Genomic DNA, 23,569 nt, shown 5'->3' on the forward strand with positions numbered 1-23,569 from the left:
ATTTGTTCTTGCTATGTTCTCCCCTTGCGTTATGCTGGGCGGATGCATGAATCCACCGAGATCGAGGGCCCGCGCAACCGCGCGGTGACGCCGTTCTGCGAGACGATGGCCGCGCAGATCTGCACCCGAGTGGCGGCCGGCGAAAGCCTGCGGGCGATCTGCAAACCGCGCGACATGCCGGGCGCGGCGACGGTCCATCGCTGGGCCGCGGTGCGGCCGCAGTTCGGGGCCGCGCTGCGAAAAGCCCAGGCCGAAGCGCAGGCCGCGCGGCGGGACGCGTTTCGCGCGGGCGCCGCCGACCGGGCCTGGAAGCGGGCTCGCCCCTGGGCGCGGCCGGACGCCTACCGGGCCGAGGTCGGCGAGGAGATCTGCCGGCGGCTGGCCAGCGGCCGCAGCCTGCTGGAGATCTGCGGCGAGGCCGACATGCCGGTCACCGGCACGGTCTACGAATGGCTGCGCGCCCATGACGACTTCGCCGCCATGTACCGGCAGGCGCGGCGGATGCAGGCCGAGATGCTGGCCGATCTCGCCTGGGCGATCGCTTCCGAAGCCCGCGTGGGCGACGTGAAGGTGGCGCGGCTGCAGTTCGACGTGCTGCGCTGGCGCGCGGCGCGGCTGGCGCCCAAGACCTATCGCGACGAGGACAAGGACGAGACCAAGGGCGGGCTCGAGGTCTATCTGCAGGACTTCACCAGCGGCGCGATCCTGGCCGGGCCGATCTGGTCGGGACCGGGCGCCTAGCCCTCCCCTCCGCCTTTCGTCAGCTGTCAGGGAAACTTCACGCAGGTTTCGCGCTTTCTGGGGTGGCGAAACGACGCGGGAGTCCTATCTGTGCAGCTATCGGAAGTGAGCCAGCGAGCGACGCACATGTGTCGATGTCATCTTAAACAGGGGCGAATGCCGGCCTGACCTCGCCCAGCGGGCGCCATGCGATGGCCGTCTGCATGCTCCATCGTGAAGCTCCAGAACGGGGCGTTCACGAACCCCGAAAGTTAGTAGAGTAAAAAGGAGCTCACATGGCTCTTCAGATTTTGGTTGCGCCCGCCGGCGACGGTTGGGCTGTCCGTTCAGAAGCCTTTGACAACGAACTTATCTTTGAAGCCGGGGGTCGCGCCGAAGCCGCCGCCCGCGCGCTCGCCGACCGTTATGCGCGCTCGGGAAGCGCGGCCGAGGTGCAGATCTTCCTGCGCAACGGCGACCTGGCCGGCCGTTTCCTTCATCGCGCCGCCGCATGACCGCAGCGCGTCCTTGTCATGAAGAGGGGGCCGCCGCCTGACGGCGGCGCGTCCTTGTGAGCGGGCCGCCGCCTGACGGCGGCGCAGCGCACCCCCCATGAAAAAGGGCCGCCCCCGCAAGGAGGCGGCCCTTTCCATTTTGGGCTCGAACTCAAGGAAGGGGAGCGATCACGCTCCCCGCCCCCGGCTTAGAACTTGCGGACGTAGCCGACCGACCAGACGTCGGCCTTGCCGGCGTCGTCCTCGAACTCGTGACGCGTGTAGTCGGCGCGCACGCCGTTCTTGTCGTCGACGAAGTACTGGCCGCCGACGCCGTAGTTCCAGCTGTTGCCGTCGGCCTTGGCGATCGCGCCCGGGACCGAGACCTTGCCTTCGCTCTTGCCGTAGCCGACGCGGGCGTAGAGGTCGGCGTTCGGGGCCACCGGCAGGAAGCCGACGCCGTAGATGGCGGCCTGGTTCTTCAGCTGGGCCTTGCCGCTGACGCCGCCGATATTGACGTCGTCCTTCTTCACGCCGAAGCCGAGTTCGCCCTCGACGCCGAGATAGGGGTTGAAGCGGGCGCCGAGACGGCCCTGGATCGCGCCGACGTCAGCGCCTTCCAGATCGTGGTGGCTGTAGCCGACCGAGCCGTAGCCGGTGACGGCCTGGGCGTTGGCGGCGACGGGGACCATGGCGACAGCGGCGACGGCGGCGATGAGAGAAATGTTCTTGTTCATGTTTTTTACTCCGTACTTAGGCGTGGCGATCTCCAGCCACGTGACCTTGGTCGCGCTCAAACAGGGCGAGAAATGGCCCCTGCCGGGACAATCAGAAGACGAATTATGTCTGTTGCCTTGCGGCCACATCGACCGCTGACGCCGTAAGCGAACGTGCTATCACTGTGATCCGAAGCTCCCCGTGCAACGAGAGGAGCGGTCGTCGGAGACAGCGTTTTGCATCAAGCCGTGATCGCGGCCACGGGCCTTTACACCCCGCCGCACAGCCTCTCGAACGCCGAGTTGGTCGAGACTTTCAACACCTATGTCGAGCGGTTCAACGCCGCCAACGCCGAGGCGATCGCCGCCGGCGAGGTCGCGGCCCTGACCCCGTCCTCGGCCGAGTTCATCGAGAAGGCTTCGGGCATCAAGTCGCGCTTCGTGGTCGACAAGACCGGCCTGGTCGATCCGGACCTGATGCGTCCGATCATTCCGGAGCGCTCGAACGACCAGATCTCGGTCCTGGCCGAAATCGCGGTCGAGGCGGCCAAGCAGGCGATCGAGCGCTGGGGCAAGGACGTCAGCCAGATCGGCGCGGTGATCTGCGCGGCCTCGAACATGCAGCGGGCCTATCCGGCGATGGCCATCGAGGTGCAGCAGGCGCTGGGCATCGAGGGCTTCGCCTTCGATATGAACGTGGCCTGCTCGTCGGCGACGTTCGGGATCAAGACGGCGGCGGACTTCGTCGGCTCGGGCTCGGCCCGCGCGGTGCTGATGGTCAATCCGGAGATCTGCTCGGGCCACCTGAACTTCCGCGACCGCGACAGCCACTTCATCTTCGGCGACGTCGCCACCGCGGTGATCGTCGAGCGCGCCGAGGACGCGACCGGCGGCTGGGACATCCTGGGCACGCGTCTGAAGACCCAGTTCTCGAACAACATCCGCAACAACTTCGGCTTCCTGAACCGCGCCGCCCCCGAGGGCGCCGGCCAGGCCGACAAGCTGTTCGTGCAGGAAGGCCGCAAGGTGTTCCGCGAGGTGGTGCCGATGGTCTCGGAGATGATCGTCGCACACGCCGGCGACCTGGGCATCGACCCGACGGGCCTCAAGCGCATGTGGCTGCACCAGGCCAATATCAACATGAACGAGCTGATCGGAAAGCGCGTCCTGGGGCGCGAACCGGCGCCCGGCGAGAACGTTATCATCCTTGATGAATATGCGAACACGTCGTCGGCCGGTTCGATCATCGCCTTCCACAAGGCCAACGACGATTTCGCCAGCGGCGACACGGGCCTGATCTGCTCGTTCGGCGCCGGCTATTCGGCCGGGACGGTGTTCGTCCGCAAGCGCTAGCGCGGCCACGTGCCGCGTCGGCCTCCGGGGACCTGAGGACTAAGCTTCAGTCTCCAGTTCCCCGGGGAGTACCCAGATGGCTTATGACGACGTCCCCGGCGGCGACCCGCGCGGTCGCTGGTGCCCGAAGTGCAAGCTGCCGATCAAGGCCGGCGAGCCCACCACCAACATGCACTTCAAGGAAGACCCCGACGGCGTGCGCGGCCTCAGCGGCCCCTGGCACGGCGAATGCGCCCGCCCCTACTGGGATACGATCACCCCGGCGCTGGACAAGCTGCGCCGGGCGTTCGGGGGCTAGCCCTCCAGCGCCTTGATCATGTCCACGCGCGGGGCGTGACGGCCGCCTTCGAACTCGGCGGCCAGGAAGGCGTCGACGAGGTCGAGGGCCAGGCCCTCGCCGATCACGCGGGCGCCCATCGAGAGCATGTTGGCGTCGTTGTGCTGCCGGATCATGCGGGCCGAGAAGGTGTCGGAGCAGACGCCGCAGCGCACGCCCTTGACCTTGTTGGCGGCCATCATGATGCCCTGGCCGGTGCCGCAGACGATGATCCCGAACCGGCAGTCGCCTGACGCCACCTGACGAGCGGCGGCCTCGCCCTGCTGCGGATAGGGCACGCTTTCGGGCGTGTTCGGGCCAAGATCGAGCACCTCCCAGCCGAGGGCCGAGACGTGGGCGGCGATCGCCTGGCGGAGCGCGATGGCGGCGTGGTCGCTGGCGAGGACGATGCGGTTGTTGCTCATGGGCGTGCTCCTAAAGGTGCTCGACCGCGCAGCCAAGGTCTTCGCAGATGCGATCGGCCAGGATCTTGCGATGGCAGCCGCGATGATCGGCTTCGAAGCAGAGCAGCGCGATCTTGCGCTCGGCCGCCAGTTCCTTGGCGGCGGCCAGTTCCAGCTGGGCGGCGGGCTCGGCCAGGTGGTCCTCGAAGATGGCGGTCATCTCGGCGATGCGGCCCTTGCGCGCAGCTTCACGACCCGGCTTGGGGGTGCCGAGCTGGCGCAGGTGGACATAGCCGATGCCGGCGTCGGCCAGGCTGGCGGCGAGCAGGGTCTTGGAGAACCCGGCGCGGCGCGAGGCCGCCACCGCCCGCACGTCGACCAGCAGCTCGACGCCGGCCGCCTTGAGGCGGTCGATGACCGCGTCCTGGGTGGCGGCTTCGTAGCCGATGGTCGCCAGCGGCTTCATCCGCTGCGGCCACGCGGACGGACCGCGGCCTCGGCGGCGTCCTGCTGGGCGCCGCGGGCCAGGTCCTCGGCCGCGTCGTTGGTGCTGGCGCGGGCCAGGTCCGGACGGATGACGCCGGCATGGCTGGCCAGTCCCAGGGTCTGCAGCGCGTCCTCGCCCTCCTCGCCGAACACCGAGCGGACACGCAGCTCGCGCTGCGACAGCGGGATCTCGAAGCCGCCGTTGCGCAGCGCGTCCTCGATCGCCCAGGTGTAGGCCGCGTGGGTGGCGTTGGGCCGCTTAACCGCCTCCAGCGCCGGCCAGACGACCAGCTCGAACGATAGGCCGCTCTCGCCGAAGCCGATCAGCCAGACCTGGGTCTTGCGAACCGAGGTGTCCTTCATCGTGAACGGCACGGCGTGGGCGGCGCGCAGGACCGCCTCGCGCACTGCTTCCTTGTCGACGCCGTAGGCGACGCGGAACGGGATATGCATTCGCCGCGCGCCGTTCTGATGGGTCCAGTTGGTGACCGGCTGCTCGATCAGGCGCGAGTTGGGGATCAGGACGTCGAGGTCGTCGTTGTTGCGGATGCGGGTGGCGCGTGGACCAATCTCGGCGACGACGCCGCGCTCGCCGGTCTGCAACTCGATGTAGTCGCCAATGCGGATCAGCTTGTCGAACAGCAGCACCAGGCCGGAGATGAACTCCTTGACGATGCCCTGCATGCCGAAGCCGAGACCGACGCCGAGCGCCCCGGCGAACAGGGTGAAGGACGAGAGGTCGAGGCCGAGGGTCGAGAAGGCCGCGATGATCCCGAAGATCACCAGGCCGTAGGTGCTGAGCTTCTCGAAGATGTAGATCGAGGGGGCGGCGTCGGTGTCGACCCGGCCGCGGATGCGGCGGATGGCGCCGGCCGCCAGCCGCGCGGCCAGCAGCGACACCGCCACGATGAGGATCGCCGCCACCAGCCCGCCGACGGTGATCACGGTCTTGCCCAGACGGACAAGCTCGAAGGCCATCAGGGACTGAAGGTCGGCGGCGATCTCGCTGTTCATGCTCAGATCTTGTCCGGGTAGACCGGCGCGATGTCCACCGGGATATCCTTCAGGGTGGCGATCACCGTCTCGGCCTCAGGATCGAGCTTGGCGTACTTGTCGAAGAAGGCGTTCATGCCGGCGTAGTCGCCGTCGCCCTGCAGCTTGATCAGCTCGGCCAGCAGGCTGGTGAGGCCGGCCTGCATGGCGTCGTCATCGACCTTGAAGCGCTTGGCGGCCGGATCCCAGACCAGCGCGCCCTTGGACTTCAGATAGCCGTACTGCAGCGCCGCGCCGCGGCCGTGGGCCTCGCCGGCGCCGAAACGGGCGGCGCGGAAGATGCCTGCGGTGTAGCTCGCAAACAGCTGGGAACGCTCGGCCTTCGGCAGTTCGCCCTTCTCCATCATGTAGAGGATGTTGTAGGCGCCCATGACGTCGGCCTTGGCCTCCTCGGCGGTGCCGGCGATCTCCTTGAGCTCGGCCGAGACGGTGGTCGGGCGGCCGTCAACGACGATCGAGCCCGGGCCGAGGCTGTGCGACAGCTCGTGGAACAGGGTCTCCAAGGTCATGTACTTCTTGCTGACCAGGGCGGCCTGGTCGGCGACCAGCACGCGCTCGCCCATCGGCTTGAGGATGCGGTCGTACTTGGCCCCGAGCACGTTGGAGAGCACGACCTTCTTGGCGCCTTTGGCTTCGCGCACGCGCTCGTCGTTGGGCAGGTTGAAGGCGATGGTCTGCGGACCGACGGTGTTGTCGCCGCCGCCGCGGACCTGTTCGGCCACCGCGATGGGCGACTCGCCGCCGCGGGCGAAGTTCTTGTACTTGGCGTCGACCGGGAGGTTCTCCTCCATGGCCCGCAGGTAGCCCTTGTACTTGTCCAGCGCGCTGCTCTCGGCCGGATCCTTCAGGGTGACGAAGGCTTCGAAGGCGGTCTTCTGGCCGTAGAGCTCGTCGGTGTAGGTCTCGTAGGGGCCGATCGCGACCTCGATCGGCGTGCCGGCCAGGTCCATCCAGGCCATCTCGGACTCGAAGTAGTCGTTGGTGCGGAAGGACTGGGCCCGCAGGGTCAGGAACTTCTTCAGACTGGGGTTGGTGGTGATGGCCGCCGCCTTGTCCAGCAGAGCGGCGGCGCGGTCGAGCTCGGCCTTGTACTCGACGTTGTAGGGCACGGTGACCAGCTTGCCGCCCTGGCGCTTGACCACGGTGTAGCCGTCCATCAGCGCGGCCTTCTCGGCCGGGTGAGCGGCGATGTAGGCGTCGAGTTCGGCCTTGGTCAGGCCCTCGGGATAGAAGCCGTGGCCCGGCCCCTGCCCCGCCGCCTGGCGCTTGTAGATGGCGGTCATCTCATCGGCCGCCTGGATCAGCAGGTTGACCACCTGGCGCTCCTCGGCGCTCAGGAAGCCGGTCTCGATCTGCATCTCGATACGGGCCAGGCCGTCGTGGGCGACGGGGGCGGCGGCCATGGCGGCCGCGGGCAGGCAAAGGGCCGCGATCAGCGGCGCAACGAACCTACGCATGTCAGTGATTTAGCTCCGAGAAGCCGCCTCCAAGGCGGCGTTTGCCCGGACGTTAGCGAGGGGGCTCCCCGTCGTCGAGGACGGTGAGACGCCGCACGGTCAGTTCGTCGATCTCCAGGCGCTTGATCCGGGCCCGGCCGACCGAGACCCGGCCGACCGCCAGCTTGCCGATCGCCAGCGCGCCGACCGCGAAGGCCCCGAAGGCGATGGCGCCGAGCGCCACGCTGCCCATCGCGCCGAAGCCGACGGCGCCGGCAGGGGTGGCGCGCGGGGCGAGGTAGACCGGATGGGCGCGGACGCGGCGCGGCGCTGGATCGGCAGGGACGACGGGGTTCCGGCGGGCGCGCAGTTCCAAGGCCATGTCTCTCTCCCTTCGGCTTGCCGCGAGCCTAACCCCGCGGCCGCCCCGAGCGCTAGCCGCGCGTGAGCGTGGTCATCACCAGCTCGCAGCGGAAGTCGAAGCCCAGCGCCTGGTAGAGGGCGATGGCGCCGGTGTTGTGAGCGTAGGAGTGGAGGAACGGAACTTCGCCTCGCGCGCGGATGCGGGCCGCGACCTCAAGCATCAGGCCGGCGGCGAAGCCGCGACCACGATAGGCCGGGTCGGTGCAGACGCCGCTGACCTCGGTGTAGCCGGCCGGCTGCATCCGCTCGCCGGCCATGGCCACGAGCTTGCCGTCCATCTTGACCCCGACGAAGCGGCCCAGCTCGTGAGTGCGGGCGAAGAACGGACCCGGCGCGGTCTGGGTCGCCAAGGCGAGCATCTGGGGGGCGTCGGCCGCGGTCAGCACCTCGATCGGAAAGGCCGGCTCGCCGATGGGGTTCGGGCTTTCGGCGACCATCTGCCAGCAGAGCGCCTGGCTGCGGACGGCCAGGCCCGGGATCAGCGGGGCCGGCCCCTCCTCCACCACCGCCACGTCGCCTTGCGTCGCGACCAGGTCGGCCAGGTCCGCGAGGCTCTGCGGCGAGGAGTCGGGCAGAGCGGCGAACAGCCCGAACTCGGGAGCAAAGCGGACAGCGGCGCCGTGCTGGTGCGCGAGGTGGGACTGGCGGCCGGTCAGGGCCGACCAGACGGGGCGATCAAGCGGATGCGACATGGCGCCTGAATAGCGCCGCGCGCCGAGCACGTCATGGCGAGCATCGCATAACGATGTTATCGTTAATGCGCGCAACAGGAGCAAGCCGACCATGGCCGAGCCAATCGTCGTCAAGCTGACCGACGGAGTCCGTCCGTTGAACGTCGTGGGCGAGCAGATCACCGTGCTCGCCGGCGGCGACCGCACCGGCAGCTACGAAGTCTTTCACCAGGTGGGACCGGAAGGCAGCGGCCCGCCGCCGCACAGCCATCCCTGGGACGAGGCGTTCTATGTCGTCGCCGGCGAGATCGCGTTCGGCATCGGCGAGCAGGAACTGCTCGCCCACGCCGGCACCTTCGTCCACCTGCCGGCCGGGACCACCCACTGGTTCCGGTTCGGCAAGGGCGGCGGGGAGATGATCTCGCTGACCTCGCACGAGGGCGCGTCGCACATGTTCACCGACTTCGACCGGGAAGTGTCGCCGACGGCGCCGGACATCGGCAAGCTCATCGAACTCGGCCGGCCCTATGGGCTGACCGTGGACGTGCCCGCAAATCTGGACGCCTGATTCCGTTTTGAGGCGTTCAACCTGCGGAGGACGCCATGAAACTCGCAGCCTGGACGACGGCGACAGCACTCTGGCTGGTGTCGACACACGCCCTTTCCGCGCCAGCCCCCGGCAGCCGCGAAAACGAACTGACCTGCGTCGGACTGATTGGAGCCGGTCTCGCCGGAGCTTCGGCTGCGCAACCCCCGGAGCCGCGGGCGATCGCCGCCCTGTCGATGGCCTTCGGCTTCTATATGGGCCGCGCCAGTCAGCTCCAGCCGAAGGCCACCCGGCAGGAGGTGGACGGCGCCCTGAACAAGCTGAGCAACGAGCAGAAGAATGCTCAGGCGAACCTTTGCCTGAAGCAGGCCAGCGAACAGATGGCCACGATCGTCAAATGAGAGCGGCCTCGCGTCCGCGCCGGACGTAGATCGCCAGCGCGGCGACGATCGCCAGGACGGCCGTGGCCGCGGCGAGCGGCCAGCCCAGGGTGGCGACGATCGGCCCGCCGGCGGCGGCGCCGAGGCTGCCGCCGACGAAGTAGATAACCATGTAGGTGCTGTTCAGCTGGGCTGGACGCAACGGGTCCAGGGCAAGGACGCGGCGCTGGTTGGCCACCTGCGCAGCGAAGAGCCCGACGTCGAAGAGCGCCAGGGCGACGAGCGTCAAGGCTGCGTAGGCCAGCCCAGAGACCATGGCGACCGTGCAGGCCAGGGCCAGGACCAGGCCGGCCACGACGACGGCGCGGCTGCCGAAGCGGTCGGCGAGACGGCCGGCCCACGGCGTCGCCGCCATGCCTGCCAGCCCGGCGAGCGAGTAGAGGCCCACGGTGGTCGGCGCCAGCCCGTAGGGCGGCAGCGAAAGGGCGAGCGATACGCCGACCCACACCAGGCTGAAGGCGAAGAACCACAGCGCGCCCGACGTCGCGGCGATCAGCAGGTCCGGATAGGTGCGCAGGAGCTGGGGCGCCCCGAGCAGTCCCGACAGCCATGATCCTGCCGGGCGCGGGACGTCGCGCGGCAGCAGCGCTCGCCCGATGATGGCGCAGAGCAGGCACGCGGCCGCCACGATCAGCAGCATCGCCCGCCAACCGACCGCGTCGGTCAGACCGCCGCCGATGATCCGACCAAGCAGGATGCCCGCCGAAATCCCTGCCGTGACGCCGCCCAAAGCGCGCCCCTGACGGTCGGGCGCCGAGTGCTTGGCGGCCAGCGTGCTCATCTGCGCGCCGGTGCTGGCGCAGACCCCGGACAACAGCAGCCCTGCGCCGAGGACTTCGACGGAGGTCGCGAGCGACGCCAGGATCAAGGCGCCGGCGAGCGCCGCAAGTTGGGCGGGCACCAGTGTGCGGGCCGACAGGTGATCGACGAGCGGCACGAGAAGCGCCAGTCCCAGCATGTAGCCGAGGATGGGCAGGCCCGCCGCAACGCCGACGGCGGCCAATGACGTGTTCAGATCGGCGGCGATCAGCCCCAGCTCAGGTTGGACCGTGTAGCTCGTCGACGTGGCGACGGCGGCCGCGCAGGCCAGGAACAGGATCTTGCCCGCGCTTAGATGCGAAGGAGGCGGGAGGTCTTCGGTGGCTTGGGTCATGCCCCCCGTGTAGCGGCGACGGGCCCGCGCATCTGGCGCATTCCGGCCCCCTCCAGGAAAGGCTTACCCCAAGGCCGCCCAGGCCTGGTCGCGATAGCGGTCGATCGCCGCGCGCAGGCCGGAGACGCCGGGCCCGTGGCGGAGGATGTCGCGGGACACCGAGGGGATCACCCTGCCCCGCGCATGGGCGAAACGCGATCCGACGGTCGCGAGATCCGCGCCCTGCGCGCCGACGCCGGGGGCCAGGATCAGCGCCCCGGGCAACCGCTCGACGATGGCCGCATCGTCCTGCGAAACGGTCGCCCCGATCACCGCGCCGACCAGACCGGGCGTCGCGGCGTTCTGCGCCGTCACGGCGTCGGCGAGGGCCTGCGAGACGGTCCGGCCGTCCCCCATCCGTGCCGACTGCAAGGCGCGCCCTTCGGGGTTGGACGAATGGACCACGACGAACACGGCAGCCCCGGTCGCGGCGGCGCGATCGAACATCGGCTGGAGCGCGTCAAAGCCGAGATAGGCGGTCACGGTCGCCGCATCGCCGCCGAAGCCGCTGTCCGCCCCCAGCATGGCGCCCGCATACCCCTGCATGGTGCCGGCGACGTCGCCGCGCTTGGCGTCGATGAGACTGAGCACGTCCTGCCGGCGCAGCTGGGCCGCGGCCTGGGCCAGCTGGGTCATGCCCGCAGGGCCGAACCGCTCGAAGAAGGCGGCCTGGGGTTTGACCACCGCAAGGCTGTCGCCCACCGCGTCGAGCACCGTTTCGCAGAAGCGCTGCAGGCCGGCGGCGTCGCTTGCGAGCCCCCAATGGGCGAAGACCTCGGCCGACGGATCAAGCCCCAGGCACAGGGGCGAGCGGGCCGCGGCAAGATCGGTGAACCGTTCGGAGAAGCTGAGCATGGCGTCCTTGACCTGCAACGCCGGCCGGCATGCGGCCGGCAAGGATTGGAGGCAAGCGATCAGACCGCAGTAGCTTGTTCGAAAATCTCACACCGACTTCGCGGCCGGCTCCTGGAACCGCAGTTCGACGGCCGCGCCGCCGCTGCCCCCGGTCCAACTGACGTCGCCCAGGCCGGACGCCAGCGACTTGATCAGACGCATGCCCAGGCCCTCTTCGGCCAGGCCATCGATGCCGGAACCGTCGTCCTCGATCCGAAGGAGATAGCCGGCGGCGTCGTTGCGTCCGGTGACCTTCACCCTGCCCTGCCGGCCGTCTTTGAAGGCGTGCTTGACCGAGTTGGTGACAAGCTCGTTGACGATGAGGCCGATGCTGACGGCCTGTTCGGCGCTCACCTCCACGGGATCGCAGGCGACCTCGATCGCGACGCGGTCGCCGTCGAGCAGGCTGGACGACAGGCGTTCGACCAGGCCGCCGAGATAGGGCTGCAGCTGGACGGCGTCGTGCGCCTCCTGCTGATGGAGCATGGTGTGCAGGTCGCTGATCGAGCTGATCCGGTCCGCCGCCTTGGTTAGGGCGTTGGCGACCTCGGAGCCCGCGCTCCGCGCCTGCAGCATCAGCAGCGAGGCGACGATGGCGAGGTTGTTCTTCACCCGGTGGTTCAGGTCGACGAACAGCTCGGACTGGCGATCGGCCGCCTGGCGTCGTGCGGTGACGTCGACGAAAAGCTGCCCGAACTGGGTGTCCGACAACCGCATCATGTTGACGTCGTACCAGCGGCCGCCCGCGACGTCGGCGAACTCGAAGCGGACGGACTTGCCCGCGAACGCCCGTCCGCAAGCAGCGATCCAGCGCGGATCGGTGTCGGGCTGCACCTCGAGCAGCCGGCGGCCGACGACGTCGGCCGCGCCGGCCACGCGGCTGCAGAACACGGGATTGGCCTCGCGGATCCAGTAGTCGGTCAGCCGCCCGTCCGGTCCGAGAATGGCTTCACAGACGACGAAACCCTCGGACATGTTGTCGAAGACCGCGCGATAGCGGCCCTCGATGCCGTCGTCACTGGCCGTCCCGTCGTTCACATCCCGCCTCAGACCGCGCTGTCGGTGCTCTCTTCCTACGGACTACCGCCGCGCTGGTTCCATGTCCGGCGACAATTCGTCCGAAGCCGGGCGCGCCGCGCCCGGCTTCGGCCTGTACTGGCGAGGCGTTACTGGAACGACTTGCGCAGGTTGATCCCGATGGTCCGCGGCGGGGCCGAGAACACCGAGGTGCGGGCCGCCGAGGTGGCGCCCACCGACTTGGAGAAGATCGCCGCCTCGTCGAGCAGGTTGGTCACGAAGAGGTACGCGCCCCACTCGCCGTCGTCGGATTCGACGCCAAGACGGGTGTTGATCAGCTCATAGGAGTCGATCTTGCGCGCATAGACGAAGCTGGTGCGCAGTTCGTTGTACGAGCTGCCCATGTGGTTGAAGTCGACGCGGGCGAAACCGTTGAGCCCTTCGGCGACCGGCCAGACGTACTGGGCCGAGATCGCGCCCTGGAACTTCGGCACGTAGGGGATGCGGTCGCCCTTCAGGCCGGCGTTGGGGATGGTGGTCCCGGCGCCCGGCTGGTCCTGGGTCAACTCGGCTTCCATGACCGAGAAGTTGCCGGTGATGGAGAGGCCCGAGAGCGGATTGACCGCGCCTTCGACTTCCAGGCCGCGGATGCGCGCCTTGCCGGCGTTGCCGATGTAGCTGAACGCGCCGTTCGGGGTCAGAATCCGAACCTGCATGTCGCTCCAGTCGATCTGGAAGATGTCGGCGTTGAGGGTCGCGCGGCGATCCCAGAAAGCCGACTTCACGCCGACTTCGTAGTTCCACAGCTGGTCCGAGGCGTACGGGGTCAGGTTGCCCGGCAGGCCGAGCACCTGGTTGGCGCCGCCCGGGCGATAGCCCTGCGAGGCCTCGGCGTAGACCATCACGTCCGAGGTGATCTTGTAGGAGCCGTTGAAGCGGAACACCCAGCCGGTTTCCTCGGACTGGACGTGGGTCGGCGGGGTGACCACCGCGCCCACCAGGATCGACGGGACGAGCGTCTCGCCGATGATGTCCTTGGTGTACTTGAAGTAACGGGCGCCGGCCGTGAGGTTCAGCTGCTCGTTGACGTCGAAGGACAGCTCGCCGAACACCGCGTACTGCTTCAGGGTGTCGTCGATCACCCGGCCGGTCATCACGACTTCAGGCTCGTAGAGCGCGCCGGTGCGCGGATCGACGCCGACCTGCGGGTTCCAGACGACGGTCTTGCGGTCCGAGAAGAAGCCGCCCGCGGTCCACTGCAGCGCGCTCTCGTAGTTCGAGGTGAAGCGCAGCTCGGCGGTGTAGGTGTCCATCTCCTGCTGCGGCTTCAGCACCGACGGATACTGGGTGTCGACATAGGCGTAGTAGGCCGACAGCTGGTCGGTGCTGCAGGCCGAGCCGCGGTTGTAGAGCGCCTGGCAACGGGCCGCCGTGCGGAAGCCCTGCATGAACTGGGTCACGTCCTGCGTGCTCATCAGCTCGCGGCGCATGTACGACACCGAACCCACGGCGGTGACCGGGCCGAGGTCGAGGTTGGCCGTGGCGCTGTAGAGGTCCAGGTCGTCGGTCTGCGGCAGCTGCGTGCGGGCGTCGGACTTGTACTCGCCGACCGCCGGGAACCAGCTCGGGGCCTCGGCCTCGGTGCGGTTGATGTAGGCGGCCAGGTCGATGGTCAGGTTCTCGGTCGGCTCCAGGCGCAGCAGCGCGCGGCCGCCCCAGGTCTCCATCTCGTTGATGTCGCTGAGGTTGAGATAGGTGTTGTCGATGTAGCCGGCGGCTTCACGATAGAAGCCGACCACGCGCAGCGCGGCCTTGTCCTGGGCCAGCGGGATGTTGACCATCCCCTGGGCCTCGTAGTTCCAGTCGCCGGCACCTTCGGTCTTGGAGAGCGAGGCGTCCACGGCGCTGTCGAACACGTAGCTTGGCTTCTTGTAGATGGTGCGCAGGGTGCCGCCCATCGAGCCGGAGCCGTAGAGCGTGCCTTGCGGGCCGCGCAGGACTTCGACGCGCTCGACGTCGAACAGGCGCAGTTCCGGGGTCGAGCCGCCGGCGTTGTTGCCCGCGCCGATCGAACCGGTCACCGGGGTTTCGTCATAGTAGACGCCGACCGTCGGCTCGCCGGCGGCGTTGATGCCGCGGATCACGACGCGGCTGAACGACGGGCCGCTGTTGACGAAGGTCAGGCCGGGAACCGTCGCGCCGAGGTCGGCGATCGACTGCACGCCGGAGTTGGCGATGGTTTCCGAGGTCACCGCCGAGATCGAGATCGGCGTGTCCTGCAGGTTGGTCGCGCGCTTCAGCGCGGTGACGACGACTTCCTCGACCGCCGGCGGCTGGGTGGACTGGGCCAGGGCCGGGCCGGCCACGGCGACGGTCGCCGAGGCGCCAAGCAGGGCGACGCGGAAAGAGCGGCCAAGGCCGCTGGTACGTTGGACTGACATGACTGTGTGAACTTCCCCCAAGTATCGTGCCGCCGGGCCCGCGGGCTCGGCGGCGATCGTCAAAATTCGTGCGAGTGGAAGCCGCCCCCGGCAGGGGGCGGCAGCGGCTATTTCATTTCCGCCAGGGCGTAGAGGAACTGCGCCTGGGCCATGGTGGCGTCGACGTAGCCGGCCACCTTCGGATTGGCGGAGTCGATGACGATGAACTCGTCCGGCGCGTGCGCCCCCGAGCCGAAGCCGACGCCGAAGTGGATGGCGGGCCGGGCGACCGGCGGCTGGGTGAACAGCGAGCCCGGCCAGGAGCCGGCGCTGCGCGGCGAGAGCGTCACCGGGATGCCCATCTTCTTGTAGGCGCCGAGCGCGGCCTGGACGACGCGGGCGTCCTCGGCGGTCTCGGTGGGATCATAGCCGCCCGAGACGTTGATCTGGACGTCCTGGAAGCCGCGCTTGTCGAGGTGTTCGCGCAGCTGGCGGACGGTGTCGTCGTAGGTCTGGTTCGGGACCATGCGGATCTCGAGCTTGGCCTCGGCGCGGCTCGGCAGGATGCTCTTGCCGCCCGGGCCGGTGTAGCCGCCGACCAGCCCTTGCAGGTTGATGGTCGGCTGCGAGAGCAACCGCTCGATCGACTTCTCGTAGCTGAGGTTGTCGATCCAGGCCTTGTTGCCGTAGGCCTGCTTGAGGGCGGCCTCGTTGGTCTTCTGGGCGAGCTGGCCAATCAGCTCCTTTTCCCGCGCCGAGAGCGGCCGGACCTTGTCCATGAAGCCGTCGAGCGTCGGGGTGTTGCCGTCGGCGCTGGTCAGGGTTGCCAGCGCCTGGACCAGACGCCAGATCGGGCTGTCGATGCGGGCCTTCTCGGACGAGTGGATGTCGGTCTTCGGACCGATGCCGGTCTTGGAGCCGTCGACGATCAGCTGCAGCTCGACCGGGCCCTTGGCGCCGAGGGTGAAGGAGACCTCGCCGGTGGTGCGGTCCTGCGAGGGGCCAGGCACGTAGATGCCCTCGCACTTCTGCAGGATCGGCAGCACCTTCGGATGGGTGGCGATCTGGCGGAAGTGCGGAGAAGCGATCTCCTCCTCGCCTTCGCAGATCAGGGCGATGTTGACCGGCGGCTTCTTGCCGGCGGCGCGCATGGCGCGCAGGGCGTTGAGCAGCGCGATCTGGCCGCCCTTCGAATTGGTCGCGCCGCGGCCCATCATCACCGTGCCGAACGGCGCCTTTTCGACCAGACGGCCTTCGAGCGGCGGGCTCGACCATTCCTTCGGGTCGTACTGCTTCACGTCGTACATGAAGTAGACGCCGATCCAGCGCGGGGCGCCGACGTCCAGGGTGGCGAACACGCCGGAGACGCCGTCGGTCGGGATGATCTCGGCGGTCTGGAAGCCGGCCTCCTTGGCGATCTTGGCCATGTAGGCCGGGCCTTCGACGACGCCCACGCCCTCGGCCGCGACGGTCGGCAGCGCGATCCACTCCTGCAGGCGCTTGATGGCGTCGGCCTTGTCGGCCTCGGCGGCCTTGCGGATCACCGCGAGGTCGGCGGTCGTCGCGCTGGCCAGGCCGGGCGCGAGGAAGGCGCCGGCCGCAGCGGCGGCGGCCCCGGCCATCAAACTGCGACGGTCGGTCGAAGGACGGTCGTACTGGTCGGACATTACTTACTCCCGGTGAGCGGCGCTCGTCTTACTGTCTTGCGCGAGCCGCAAGCTCGCGATGGCCGGACCCAAAGCCCCGCGACAGCGCAGCTACAGAGAAGTTCCCGACTCGCCAAGTGATGTAGTCGACTCTGGAGTGACGGAACCCGCGCACTGTTGCCGGAAGACCAGCTTTATCTTGGCCGATACCGGAAAGTTTCAAATGTAACCATGGACGCAACATGCCGGAGATTGCCCGCAATGCGCATGAACATGCCGTGACAGCGCCAGTATGGGGCACATAAGAAAGGGGCCGAGCGCTCCAGACGCTCGGCTCCCGCCTCCCCGCGCCGCCGCGAAGGCGGCGCGCCCCTCCCTGTCTGCAAATTAGTTCCGGTGCGGAATAACCACCGGCAGGGTCTCGAAGCCGTGCACGAAGGCCGACCAGTTGAGGGTCGGTTCGCCGACGACCTTGATCTCCGGGAAGCGCTTGAGGATCTCTTCCCAGATGATGGTCAACTGCATCTCGGCCACGCGGTTGCCGACGCAGCGGTGGACGCCGAAGCCGAAGGACATGTGCTGGCGCGGCCGCTCGCGGTCGATGATGAACTCGTTCGGGCGGTCGACCATCTCTTCGTCGCGGTTGCCCGAGATGTACCACATGGCGACCCGCTCGCCCTTCTTGATGGTCTTGCCGCCCAGTTCGACGTCGCGGGTGGCGACGCGCGCCATGTGCGCCAGCGGCGTCTGCCAGCGGATGGTCTCCGACACCATCGACAGCACCAGGTCATGGTTGGCGCGCAGCTTGGCGTACTGCTCGGGGTTCTTGTTCAGCGAATAGACGCTGCTGGAGATCGTGTTGCGGGTGGTGTCGTTGCCGCCGACGATCAGCAGGATGACGTTGCCCTGATAGGTGGCCAGCTCCATGTCGCGGGTGGCCGGATTGTGGGCCAACATGGAGATCAGGTCGCCGGACGGCTCGGCGTTGACGCGCTGGTCCCAGAGCTCCTGGAACGCCGCGAAGCACTCCATCATCGCCTGGCCCTTGTGCTCCCAACTCTTCACCGGGCCGTGCCCCGGCTGGTTGGTGACCATGTCCGACCAGTAGGTCAGCTTGCGGCGGTCCTCGAACGGGAAGTCGAACAGCGTGGCCAGGGTCATGGCCGTGAGTTCCTTGGACACCAGGTCGACCCAGTCGAACTCCTTGCCGATCGGCAGCGAGTCGAGGATCTGGCCGGCGCGTTCGCGCACCAGCGGGGCCATGTTGTGCAGGTTGGACGGGGCCACCGTCGGGCTGACCGCCTTGCGCGCCCGGCTGTGCTCGGGCTCGTCCATGGTGATGAAGCCGGCGCCGCCGCGGCGACGGACGCCCATGACCTTTTCCTGCTCGGCCATCGCCACCTGATTGATCAGGGTGATGCCCTCGGCCGAGGAGAAGTTCTCATGGTCGGTGTCGACCGCCATGATGTCGTTCCACTTGGTGATCGACCAATAGGGGCCGTACTCGCTGTCCGGCGTAAAATGGACGGGATCTTCGCGGCGCAAGCGCTCGAACACCGGCCAGATGGAGTCGTCGTAAAACCGCGACACCTTGGCGGGGTTGAGCTGTTCCAGCGGCATGGCGGCGATTTCGGCGGCCGCGTCGGCAGCTTGAATCTTGGCGGAGATATTCATGGCTTCCTTCCCAGGTCGCGCCCGCCATCTTTTGATTTCGCCCGGCAGCAAACGGCACCGGACGCGCGGACTTAGGGGAAGGTTGAGCGCACTCCGGGGCTATGTCAACGGCGATTGACTTAGCAAGCGGCCGGCTTGCCGAACGTTGATCCGCTAGCGACGTTTATGACCGGACGCCCGAGGCGGGCGATCAGGGAAACGCCATGGCCAAGAACACGATCTGCATCTGGTACGACACCGACGCCGAAGCCGCCGCGCGCTTCTATGCGCAGACCTTTCCCGACAGCGAGGTGACCGCCGTGCGCCGCGCGCCGGGCGATTACCCGTCAGGCAAGGAAGGCGACGTGCTGACCGTCGAGTTCACGGTGGCGGGCGTGGCGTGCCTGGGCCTGAACGGCGGCCCGACCTTCAAGCAGGACGAGGCGTTCTCGTTCCAGATCGCCACCGACGACCAGGAGGAGACCGACCGCTACTGGAACGCGATCATCGGCAACGGCGGCCAGGAGAGCGCCTGCGGCTGGTGCAAGGACCGCTGGGGCGTGTCGTGGCAGATCACGCCGCGGACGCTGACCGAGGCGATGGCGGCCGGCGGCGCGGAGGCCAAGCGGGCGTTCGATGCGATGATGACCATGGGCAAGATCGACGTGGCGGCGATCGACGCGGCCCGGCGCGGCTGACGCGGCGAGAGACCTGACCGGCGCCCCGACGTCGTGTACACAAGGGGCGATGACTGAGACGCTTGTTCGCCCAGCCCCCCGTCGGCGCGACGCCGAGGCCACTCGCGCGGCCATCCTGAAGGCGGCGAAGAAGCAGTTCGCGCGGGTCGGCTACGACTGCACCCTGCGCGACATCGCCGGCGAGGCGGGCGCTGACGTGGCGCTGGTCAAGCGCTACTTCGGCGGCAAGGAGGCTCTGTTCGTCGAGGCGCTGAAGGACTCCTTCCGGGCCAACGAGCAGCTGGACTGGGACCGCGCGAACTTCGCAGGCGAAATGGCGCTGATGCTGGCCGGAACGCCGCACGACGACGAGGCCAGGACCCAGCGCTTCCAGTTCCTGCTGCGGGCGGCGACCTCCCCGGCGACGGCCCCGCTGCTGAACGCCCTGGTGCAGGAGCGCCTGCTGGTCCCGATCCGCAACTGGCTGGGCGGGGACGACGCCGAGGCGCGCGCCCGGGTGCTGGCCGGGGTCTATATCGGCTTCCTGGTCGAGCGGCTGATCCGCGGCGAGGCGCTGGAAAGCCGTGAGCGCGAGGTGTTCATCGAGCGCGTCACGGCGGTGTTCACCACCCTGATCGCCTAGGTCCTAGCGCCAGGCGAAGACCGGCTGGTCGAGGTCGGCGACGCGGGTGACGCGGCCGGCGACGATTTCCCGCAACTGATAGATCAGCGCCGCGGTCGGGGCGTGGATGTGGTGCTCGCCGAGGTTCAGGCGGATCAGCGGCCGCTCGCTTTCCGGAATGGTCTCGAAGGCCACGGCGTCGTCGCCGGCGATCTGGTCGAGCCGGAAGCGGTGGACGGACGCCACCTCGTCCGGATTGGGCGCCAGGGCGCTGGCGTCCTCCAGCCAGGTGACGACCGGGGCGATCGCGTAGCCCGAGCGGCTGGCGTAGTCGTCGAGCACCCCGAGGATGCTCGACGGCGCCAGATGCAGGCCGAGCTCCTCGTGCAGCTCGCGCAGCGCCGCCTGTTGCAAGGTCTCGCCGTCGTCGCAGCGCCCGCCCGGCAGCGCCCACTGCCCGGCGTGGGCGCGCAAGGTCGCCGAGCGGCGGGTGAGCAGGAAGGCCGTCTCGCCCGAGCCGTCGCCGGCGTCCACCAGGGTGATGGCCACTGCTGCGTGCTTGAGCTGGGGCCCGTCGTAGGCCAGGCGCGGGAACGCCTGGCAACGGGCGGCCAGCTCGGCGCGGAAGGCGGGCGTGAACGGATAGCTCATGCCCTGCCCTACTTCGCCGCTTGCAGCTTGTCCTGGGTCTTGGTGTCGAAGTCGCTGGCCTCGTGGCGCTCCCAGAGCTGGGTCGAGGGCTCGCCCCAGGTGCGGTTGACCATGCGGCCGCGCTGGACGGCCGGGCGCTCGGCGATCTGGTCGGCCCAGCGTTGCACGTTCTTGTACTCGTGCACGGCCAGGAACTCGCCGGCCTCGTAGAGCACGCCCTTGGCCAGGCCGCCGTACCAGGGCCAGACGGCGATGTCGGCGATCGTGTACTCGTCGCCGCCGAGGTACTGGCTCTCGGCGAGGCGGCGGTCCAGCACGTCGAGCTGGCGCTTGGCCTCCATGGCGAACCGATCGATGGCGTATTCGATCTTGGTCGGGGCGTAGGCGTAGAAGTGGCCGAAGCCGCCGCCGAGATAGGGCGCGCTGCCCATCTGCCAGAACAGCCAGGACATGGCCTCGGCGCGCTTGGCCGGATCGGTCGGCAGCAGGGCCCCGAACTTCTCGGCCAGGTGGACCAGGATTGCGCCGGATTCGAACACCCGGATCGGGGTCGGGCCGCTGCGGTCGAGCAGCGCCGGGATCTTCGAGTTCGGATTGATGTCGACGAAACCGCTGCCGAACTGATCGCCGGTCCCGATGTTGATCAGCCAGGCGTCGTACTCGGCGCCCGCATGGCCCAGCGCCAGCAGCTCCTCGAGCATCACGGTCGCCTTGATGCCGTTGGGCGTGGCCAGGGAGTAGAGCTGCAGCGGATGGCGGCCGACCGGCAGCTCCTTGTCATGGGTCGGGCCGGCGATCGGGCGGTTGATGTTGGCGAAGCGCCCGCCGTTTTCCTTGTTCCAGGTCCAGACCTTCGGCGGGGTGTAGTCGGTCATCAGCAGGCTCCAGGCGTGCGGGCGAGCGAGGCGCCCGCCAGATTGCGGCGTGTCGGGTGCAAAGGTGGGGCATGGCGAGCCCCCCGCCAAGGGGCGCTCGCGCCCGGTCAGTGGCCGAACGGATTGCGGGTCAGCGCTTCGCCGACGCTGGACAGCGCCGAGGCGCGGGCCCGGGAGATGGCCGCCTCCAGCCGCACGACGTCGGCGCCGGGGATGATTTCGCCGGCGACGACGAAGGTCGGCGTGCCCTTCAGGTCCAGCTTCAGCGCCAGTTCGCGGGTGTCGGCGAGTTGCTCGGCCAGCGCCGGATCGCGCGCAGCGGCGTCGACCTCCCGCGGGTTCAGCCCTTGCTGGGAAAGGATACGGTCGACCCGCGCGGGGTTCAGGTCCTTCTGCGCCATCAGCGCCCGGTGCAGCGCCAGCCCCTTGGCCTTGCCCTGGGGCGTGAGGGCGGCGCGGGCGGCGTAGTCGGACGAGCTGCCGAACACGGGGTACTGCTTGAAGACGAAGCGAACGTCCGGATTGGCGGCGATCAGCCGATCGATGTCGGGCGAGACGGCGCGGCTATAGGGGCAGCGATAGTCGAAGAACTGGACGACCGTGGCGCGGCCGCCGGGGTTGGCGACGAAATCGCGCGGGTCGCGCTCGAGCGCAGGTTTGGCCTGCGCCAGCACGGCGCGGGCCTGGGCCGCCTTCTTGGCCTGCAACTTGGAGGCGGCCTCGCGGATCACTTCGGGATGCGCGAGCAGGTAGGCGCGCAGCTCGCGCTCGAACGCGGCGTCGTTCTGCGCCGCGCCCTTCTGCGGCGCGTCGCAAGCGGCCAGGGCGAGCACGCCCAGCCCTGCCATCAGGGGTTTCAATCTCACCACGCCCGCCCCTCGGATCGACGTCGACAGCCACGCCCCAGACCGCGCTCCAGCCAGTCCGGATATTGACTTCGCGTTAAGGTAACCAGGATTGTAACCATTACTCTTAAATTGAAATACATCGCGATACTGCAGTCTTCGCCCAGGAAATTGATGGGCGATACAGTTGAAACTGCGCTTCCTACATCACGTTCTTGCCGCCGCGCTCGGGACCGCCCTGTGCGCCCCGACCCTGGCCGCCGCCGGGCCGATGGAAGACGCGATCCTGGCCGAGATCAACTTCGCCCGCGCCTATCCCCAGGAATACGCCCGGCGCCTCGAGCGTGAACCGGTCACCCGCTGGGAACAGGCGCTGATCGACGCCGGCGAGCCTGCCGACCACGCCGCCTACATCGAAGCGGTCGCGTTCCTCAAGCGTCAACGGCCGCTCTCGCCGCTGCGCCCCGACGACATGCTGACCTCGGCGGCGCTGGAACACGTGTCGATGCAAGGCCCGGCCGGACACATCGGCCACGCGAGCGCCAACGGCGAGCGGTTCTACGACCGGGTCCGCCGCCACGGCGCGGCGGCGGCGCTGTCCGCCGAGAACATCGCCTATGGCCCGCCCTCGCCCGAGGACGTGGTGCGCGCCCTGATCATCGACAGCGGCGTACCGGACCGCGGCCACCGCACCAACATGTTCACCGCCGCCTTCAAGGTGGTCGGCGTCAGCTGCGGCCCGCATCGCGATTACTCGACCATGTGCGTGATGGACTTCAGCGCCGCGCCCTCGCCGCGCATCATCACGGCCCAGCTCGACAAGATCCGCGCGGCCGACGAGTAGTCGCAAAACCGAATCAGTCCAGCATCTCGTCACGGTATTTCTCCTGACGGGCGAAGGTTAACCGTCGGCCGGGGCGTAGCAACCGTGCAACGCCAAAGGGTTAGCGTGCTTTACAATTGATTACGCGCGTTTTCCTGGACGCCGTTGTACTATATGGTCGAGTTTGAAACGCTCGCCTTAAAATGGTGGCGAGCCCGGCGCGAGAGCGCCTCTTGTGAGCATCGCCGTGAAGCGGCGGATGCTCGTCAGTCTGGGGGGAACGACATGGCGATCGCCAAATATGTCGTCATGGGTGCGATTTTGAGTACGGCGGCCGCCGCACCCGCCGCCGCCGAAGATTGCTTCATCAAGGTCTCACGACCGGCTGTGGCCAAGCCTGCGGCGCCGAAGGCCGCTGCGCCGCACCGCGCCGTGAAGCCCGCGAAGGCCAAGCCCGCCGCCAGCGCCCAGGCGCGCAAGCCGGCCACCAAGCCGCGCACTGCCGTCGCCGCAGCCAAGCCGGCTGCGCCGATGAAGAAGCTGCCGGAGTCGTCCTACGCGATGCGCACCGACGCCGCGCTGGCGCCGCCGTCGACCGAATGCGACACCAAGCCGTCGATCATGGCGGCCCTGCCCCCTGAAGCGCGTCCGCCCGCCCAGCGCCTGCTGGACGAAGTGGCCGGACCGCCGGCCGAGACGGCCGACGCCTCGCCGCCGATGAGCCTGGCGGCCCTGCCGGTCAGCAATCCGGGCGGCGGCGGCTTCCCGAGCATGTTCGGTCCGCGCGGCGGCGGCGGCGGCGGCACCTACATCGCCCCGCCCGGCGGCGGCGGTGAAGATCCGACGGATCCGACCGATCCGACGACGCCGACGACGCCGACGACGCCGACCACGCCGACGGATCCTACCGACCCGACGACGCCCACCACACCGACGACCCCGACCAACCCGACGGATCCCACGACGCCCACGACGCCGACCGATCCCACGGTTCCGACGACGCCCACCACGCCGACGACCCCGACCACGCCGACGAGCCCGGTCCCCGAGCCCGGCACCTGGCTGATGATGATCGTCGGCTTCTTCGGCCTGGGCAGCATGGTGCGCCGCTCGCGCGCCGCCGAGCGGGCCAACGCCAAGACCGTCTAGGCCGGCCAAGCCAGGCTGGACCTGAAAACTAGAAAGGCCGCGCTGA

At 68.6% G+C, this 23,569-nt stretch carries 26 protein-coding genes; 10 read left to right on the forward strand and 16 right to left on the reverse strand.

Annotated features, from left to right (window positions below):
- The first annotated feature begins 42 nt into the window (after positions 1 to 42).
- Both ACSQ2H_RS12300 and ACSQ2H_RS12305 read left to right on the forward strand, forming a co-directional pair.
- Positions 43 to 741, forward strand: coding sequence for a hypothetical protein (locus ACSQ2H_RS12300; RefSeq protein ID WP_436061674.1), 699 nt, complete (start codon positions 43 to 45; stop codon positions 739 to 741).
- A gap of 275 nt (positions 742 to 1,016) precedes the next feature.
- Complete coding sequence (locus tag ACSQ2H_RS12305; RefSeq protein ID WP_436061675.1) at positions 1,017 to 1,235, forward strand: hypothetical protein; 219 nt, start codon at positions 1,017 to 1,019, stop codon at positions 1,233 to 1,235.
- Between the two features lie 188 nt (positions 1,236 to 1,423).
- Here the strand turns inward: ACSQ2H_RS12305 and ACSQ2H_RS12310 are convergent, their stop codons facing one another.
- The gene (locus ACSQ2H_RS12310; RefSeq protein WP_436061676.1) at positions 1,424 to 1,951 is read right to left on the reverse strand and encodes a porin family protein; all 528 of its coding nucleotides are present in this window, start codon (positions 1,949 to 1,951) and stop codon (positions 1,424 to 1,426) included.
- Between the two features lie 216 nt (positions 1,952 to 2,167).
- Between ACSQ2H_RS12310 and ACSQ2H_RS12315 the strand changes: the two genes are divergently transcribed.
- Both ACSQ2H_RS12315 and ACSQ2H_RS12320 read left to right on the forward strand, forming a co-directional pair.
- On the forward strand, positions 2,168 to 3,283 hold the full coding sequence (locus ACSQ2H_RS12315) for a beta-ketoacyl-ACP synthase III (RefSeq protein WP_436061677.1): 1,116 nt from the start codon (positions 2,168 to 2,170) through the stop codon (positions 3,281 to 3,283).
- Between the two features lie 76 nt (positions 3,284 to 3,359).
- A complete protein-coding gene (locus tag ACSQ2H_RS12320) occupies positions 3,360 to 3,581 on the forward strand; it encodes a hypothetical protein (protein WP_436061678.1) in 222 nt (73 codons plus the stop codon).
- Here ACSQ2H_RS12320 and rpiB read toward each other — a convergent pair.
- The 6 genes from rpiB to ACSQ2H_RS12350 are packed head-to-tail and all read right to left on the reverse strand — an operon-like array spanning position 3,578 to position 8,093.
- Positions 3,578 to 4,024 (reverse strand): ribose 5-phosphate isomerase B, encoded by a 447-nt coding sequence (rpiB, locus tag ACSQ2H_RS12325; protein WP_436061679.1) that lies wholly within the window; start codon positions 4,022 to 4,024, stop codon positions 3,578 to 3,580. The genes ACSQ2H_RS12320 and rpiB overlap by 4 nt on opposite strands.
- Before the next feature lie 10 nt (positions 4,025 to 4,034).
- Positions 4,035 to 4,469: a DUF488 domain-containing protein gene (locus ACSQ2H_RS12330; RefSeq protein WP_436061680.1), complete on the reverse strand. Its 435-nt coding sequence runs from the start codon at positions 4,467 to 4,469 to the stop codon at positions 4,035 to 4,037.
- Positions 4,466 to 5,503 carry a mechanosensitive ion channel family protein gene (locus tag ACSQ2H_RS12335; protein ID WP_436061681.1) on the reverse strand — a complete coding sequence of 346 codons (1,038 nt, stop codon included), beginning with the start codon at positions 5,501 to 5,503 and terminating at the stop codon, positions 4,466 to 4,468. Before ACSQ2H_RS12335 ends, ACSQ2H_RS12330 begins: the two co-directional genes overlap by 4 nt.
- A 2-nt stretch (positions 5,504 to 5,505) precedes the next feature.
- Positions 5,506 to 6,999: a dipeptidyl-peptidase 3 family protein gene (locus ACSQ2H_RS12340; protein WP_436061682.1), complete on the reverse strand. Its 1,494-nt coding sequence runs from the start codon at positions 6,997 to 6,999 to the stop codon at positions 5,506 to 5,508.
- Between the two features lie 52 nt (positions 7,000 to 7,051).
- Positions 7,052 to 7,360 (reverse strand): hypothetical protein, encoded by a 309-nt coding sequence (locus tag ACSQ2H_RS12345; RefSeq protein WP_436061683.1) that lies wholly within the window; start codon positions 7,358 to 7,360, stop codon positions 7,052 to 7,054.
- A gap of 52 nt (positions 7,361 to 7,412) precedes the next feature.
- Positions 7,413 to 8,093 carry a GNAT family N-acetyltransferase gene (locus ACSQ2H_RS12350; protein ID WP_436061684.1) on the reverse strand — a complete coding sequence of 227 codons (681 nt, stop codon included), beginning with the start codon at positions 8,091 to 8,093 and terminating at the stop codon, positions 7,413 to 7,415.
- Between the two features lie 91 nt (positions 8,094 to 8,184).
- Between ACSQ2H_RS12350 and ACSQ2H_RS12355 the strand changes: the two genes are divergently transcribed.
- Entirely contained in the window at positions 8,185 to 8,640 is a 456-nt protein-coding gene (locus tag ACSQ2H_RS12355) for a cupin domain-containing protein (protein WP_436061685.1), read from the forward strand.
- Positions 8,641 to 8,675: 35 nt separating this feature from the next.
- A complete protein-coding gene (locus ACSQ2H_RS12360; RefSeq protein WP_436061686.1) occupies positions 8,676 to 9,020 on the forward strand; it encodes a hypothetical protein in 345 nt (114 codons plus the stop codon).
- Here the strand turns inward: ACSQ2H_RS12360 and ACSQ2H_RS12365 are convergent.
- The 6 genes from ACSQ2H_RS12365 to ACSQ2H_RS12390 all read right to left on the reverse strand — a co-directional run bounded on the left by ACSQ2H_RS12365 (position 9,013) and on the right by ACSQ2H_RS12390 (position 17,902).
- Entirely contained in the window at positions 9,013 to 10,212 is a 1,200-nt protein-coding gene (locus tag ACSQ2H_RS12365; protein ID WP_436061687.1) for an MFS transporter, read from the reverse strand. The two genes, ACSQ2H_RS12360 and ACSQ2H_RS12365, sit on opposite strands and share 8 nt — an antisense overlap.
- Before the next feature lie 63 nt (positions 10,213 to 10,275).
- On the reverse strand, positions 10,276 to 11,106 hold the full coding sequence (gene pyrF, locus ACSQ2H_RS12370) for an orotidine-5'-phosphate decarboxylase (RefSeq protein WP_436061688.1): 831 nt from the start codon (positions 11,104 to 11,106) through the stop codon (positions 10,276 to 10,278).
- Between the two features lie 87 nt (positions 11,107 to 11,193).
- On the reverse strand, positions 11,194 to 12,183 hold the full coding sequence (locus ACSQ2H_RS12375; RefSeq protein WP_436061689.1) for a sensor histidine kinase: 990 nt from the start codon (positions 12,181 to 12,183) through the stop codon (positions 11,194 to 11,196).
- Between the two features lie 128 nt (positions 12,184 to 12,311).
- Entirely contained in the window at positions 12,312 to 14,603 is a 2,292-nt protein-coding gene (locus ACSQ2H_RS12380; protein WP_436061690.1) for a TonB-dependent receptor, read from the reverse strand.
- A 107-nt stretch (positions 14,604 to 14,710) separates the two neighbouring features.
- Positions 14,711 to 16,249, reverse strand: coding sequence for a M20/M25/M40 family metallo-hydrolase (locus tag ACSQ2H_RS12385; protein WP_436061691.1), 1,539 nt, complete (start codon positions 16,247 to 16,249; stop codon positions 14,711 to 14,713).
- A 366-nt stretch (positions 16,250 to 16,615) separates the two neighbouring features.
- Positions 16,616 to 17,902 carry a cytochrome P450 gene (locus tag ACSQ2H_RS12390; RefSeq protein ID WP_436061692.1) on the reverse strand — a complete coding sequence of 429 codons (1,287 nt, stop codon included), beginning with the start codon at positions 17,900 to 17,902 and terminating at the stop codon, positions 16,616 to 16,618.
- A gap of 203 nt (positions 17,903 to 18,105) precedes the next feature.
- Here ACSQ2H_RS12390 and ACSQ2H_RS12395 point away from each other — a divergent pair, with 203 nt between their 5' ends.
- The gene (locus ACSQ2H_RS12395; RefSeq protein WP_436061693.1) at positions 18,106 to 18,579 is read left to right on the forward strand and encodes a VOC family protein; all 474 of its coding nucleotides are present in this window, start codon (positions 18,106 to 18,108) and stop codon (positions 18,577 to 18,579) included.
- Between the two features lie 49 nt (positions 18,580 to 18,628).
- Complete coding sequence (locus tag ACSQ2H_RS12400; RefSeq protein ID WP_436061694.1) at positions 18,629 to 19,201, forward strand: TetR family transcriptional regulator; 573 nt, start codon at positions 18,629 to 18,631, stop codon at positions 19,199 to 19,201.
- A 3-nt stretch (positions 19,202 to 19,204) separates the two neighbouring features.
- Here ACSQ2H_RS12400 and ACSQ2H_RS12405 read toward each other — a convergent pair whose 3' ends face one another.
- The 3 genes from ACSQ2H_RS12405 to ACSQ2H_RS12415 form a co-directional block, all read right to left on the reverse strand.
- The gene (locus tag ACSQ2H_RS12405; RefSeq protein WP_436061695.1) at positions 19,205 to 19,831 is read right to left on the reverse strand and encodes an NUDIX hydrolase; all 627 of its coding nucleotides are present in this window, start codon (positions 19,829 to 19,831) and stop codon (positions 19,205 to 19,207) included.
- Between the two features lie 8 nt (positions 19,832 to 19,839).
- Positions 19,840 to 20,706 (reverse strand): glutathione-dependent disulfide-bond oxidoreductase, encoded by an 867-nt coding sequence (gene yghU, locus ACSQ2H_RS12410; protein WP_436061696.1) that lies wholly within the window; start codon positions 20,704 to 20,706, stop codon positions 19,840 to 19,842.
- A 107-nt stretch (positions 20,707 to 20,813) separates the two neighbouring features.
- Positions 20,814 to 21,572 carry a DsbA family protein gene (locus ACSQ2H_RS12415; protein WP_436061697.1) on the reverse strand — a complete coding sequence of 253 codons (759 nt, stop codon included), beginning with the start codon at positions 21,570 to 21,572 and terminating at the stop codon, positions 20,814 to 20,816.
- Positions 21,573 to 21,738: 166 nt separating this feature from the next.
- Between ACSQ2H_RS12415 and ACSQ2H_RS12420 the strand changes: the two genes are divergently transcribed.
- Both ACSQ2H_RS12420 and ACSQ2H_RS12425 read left to right on the forward strand, forming a co-directional pair.
- Positions 21,739 to 22,395, forward strand: a complete 657-nt coding sequence (locus ACSQ2H_RS12420) for a CAP domain-containing protein (RefSeq protein ID WP_436061698.1) — start codon at positions 21,739 to 21,741, stop codon at positions 22,393 to 22,395.
- A gap of 264 nt (positions 22,396 to 22,659) precedes the next feature.
- Complete coding sequence (locus ACSQ2H_RS12425; protein WP_436061699.1) at positions 22,660 to 23,523, forward strand: PEP-CTERM sorting domain-containing protein; 864 nt, start codon at positions 22,660 to 22,662, stop codon at positions 23,521 to 23,523.
- Positions 23,524 to 23,569: the final 46 nt, after the last annotated feature.

The organism is Phenylobacterium sp. LjRoot97 (genome assembly GCF_964254345.1).
In the GTDB taxonomy this organism is placed as follows: Bacteria; Pseudomonadota; Alphaproteobacteria; order Caulobacterales; family Caulobacteraceae; genus Phenylobacterium.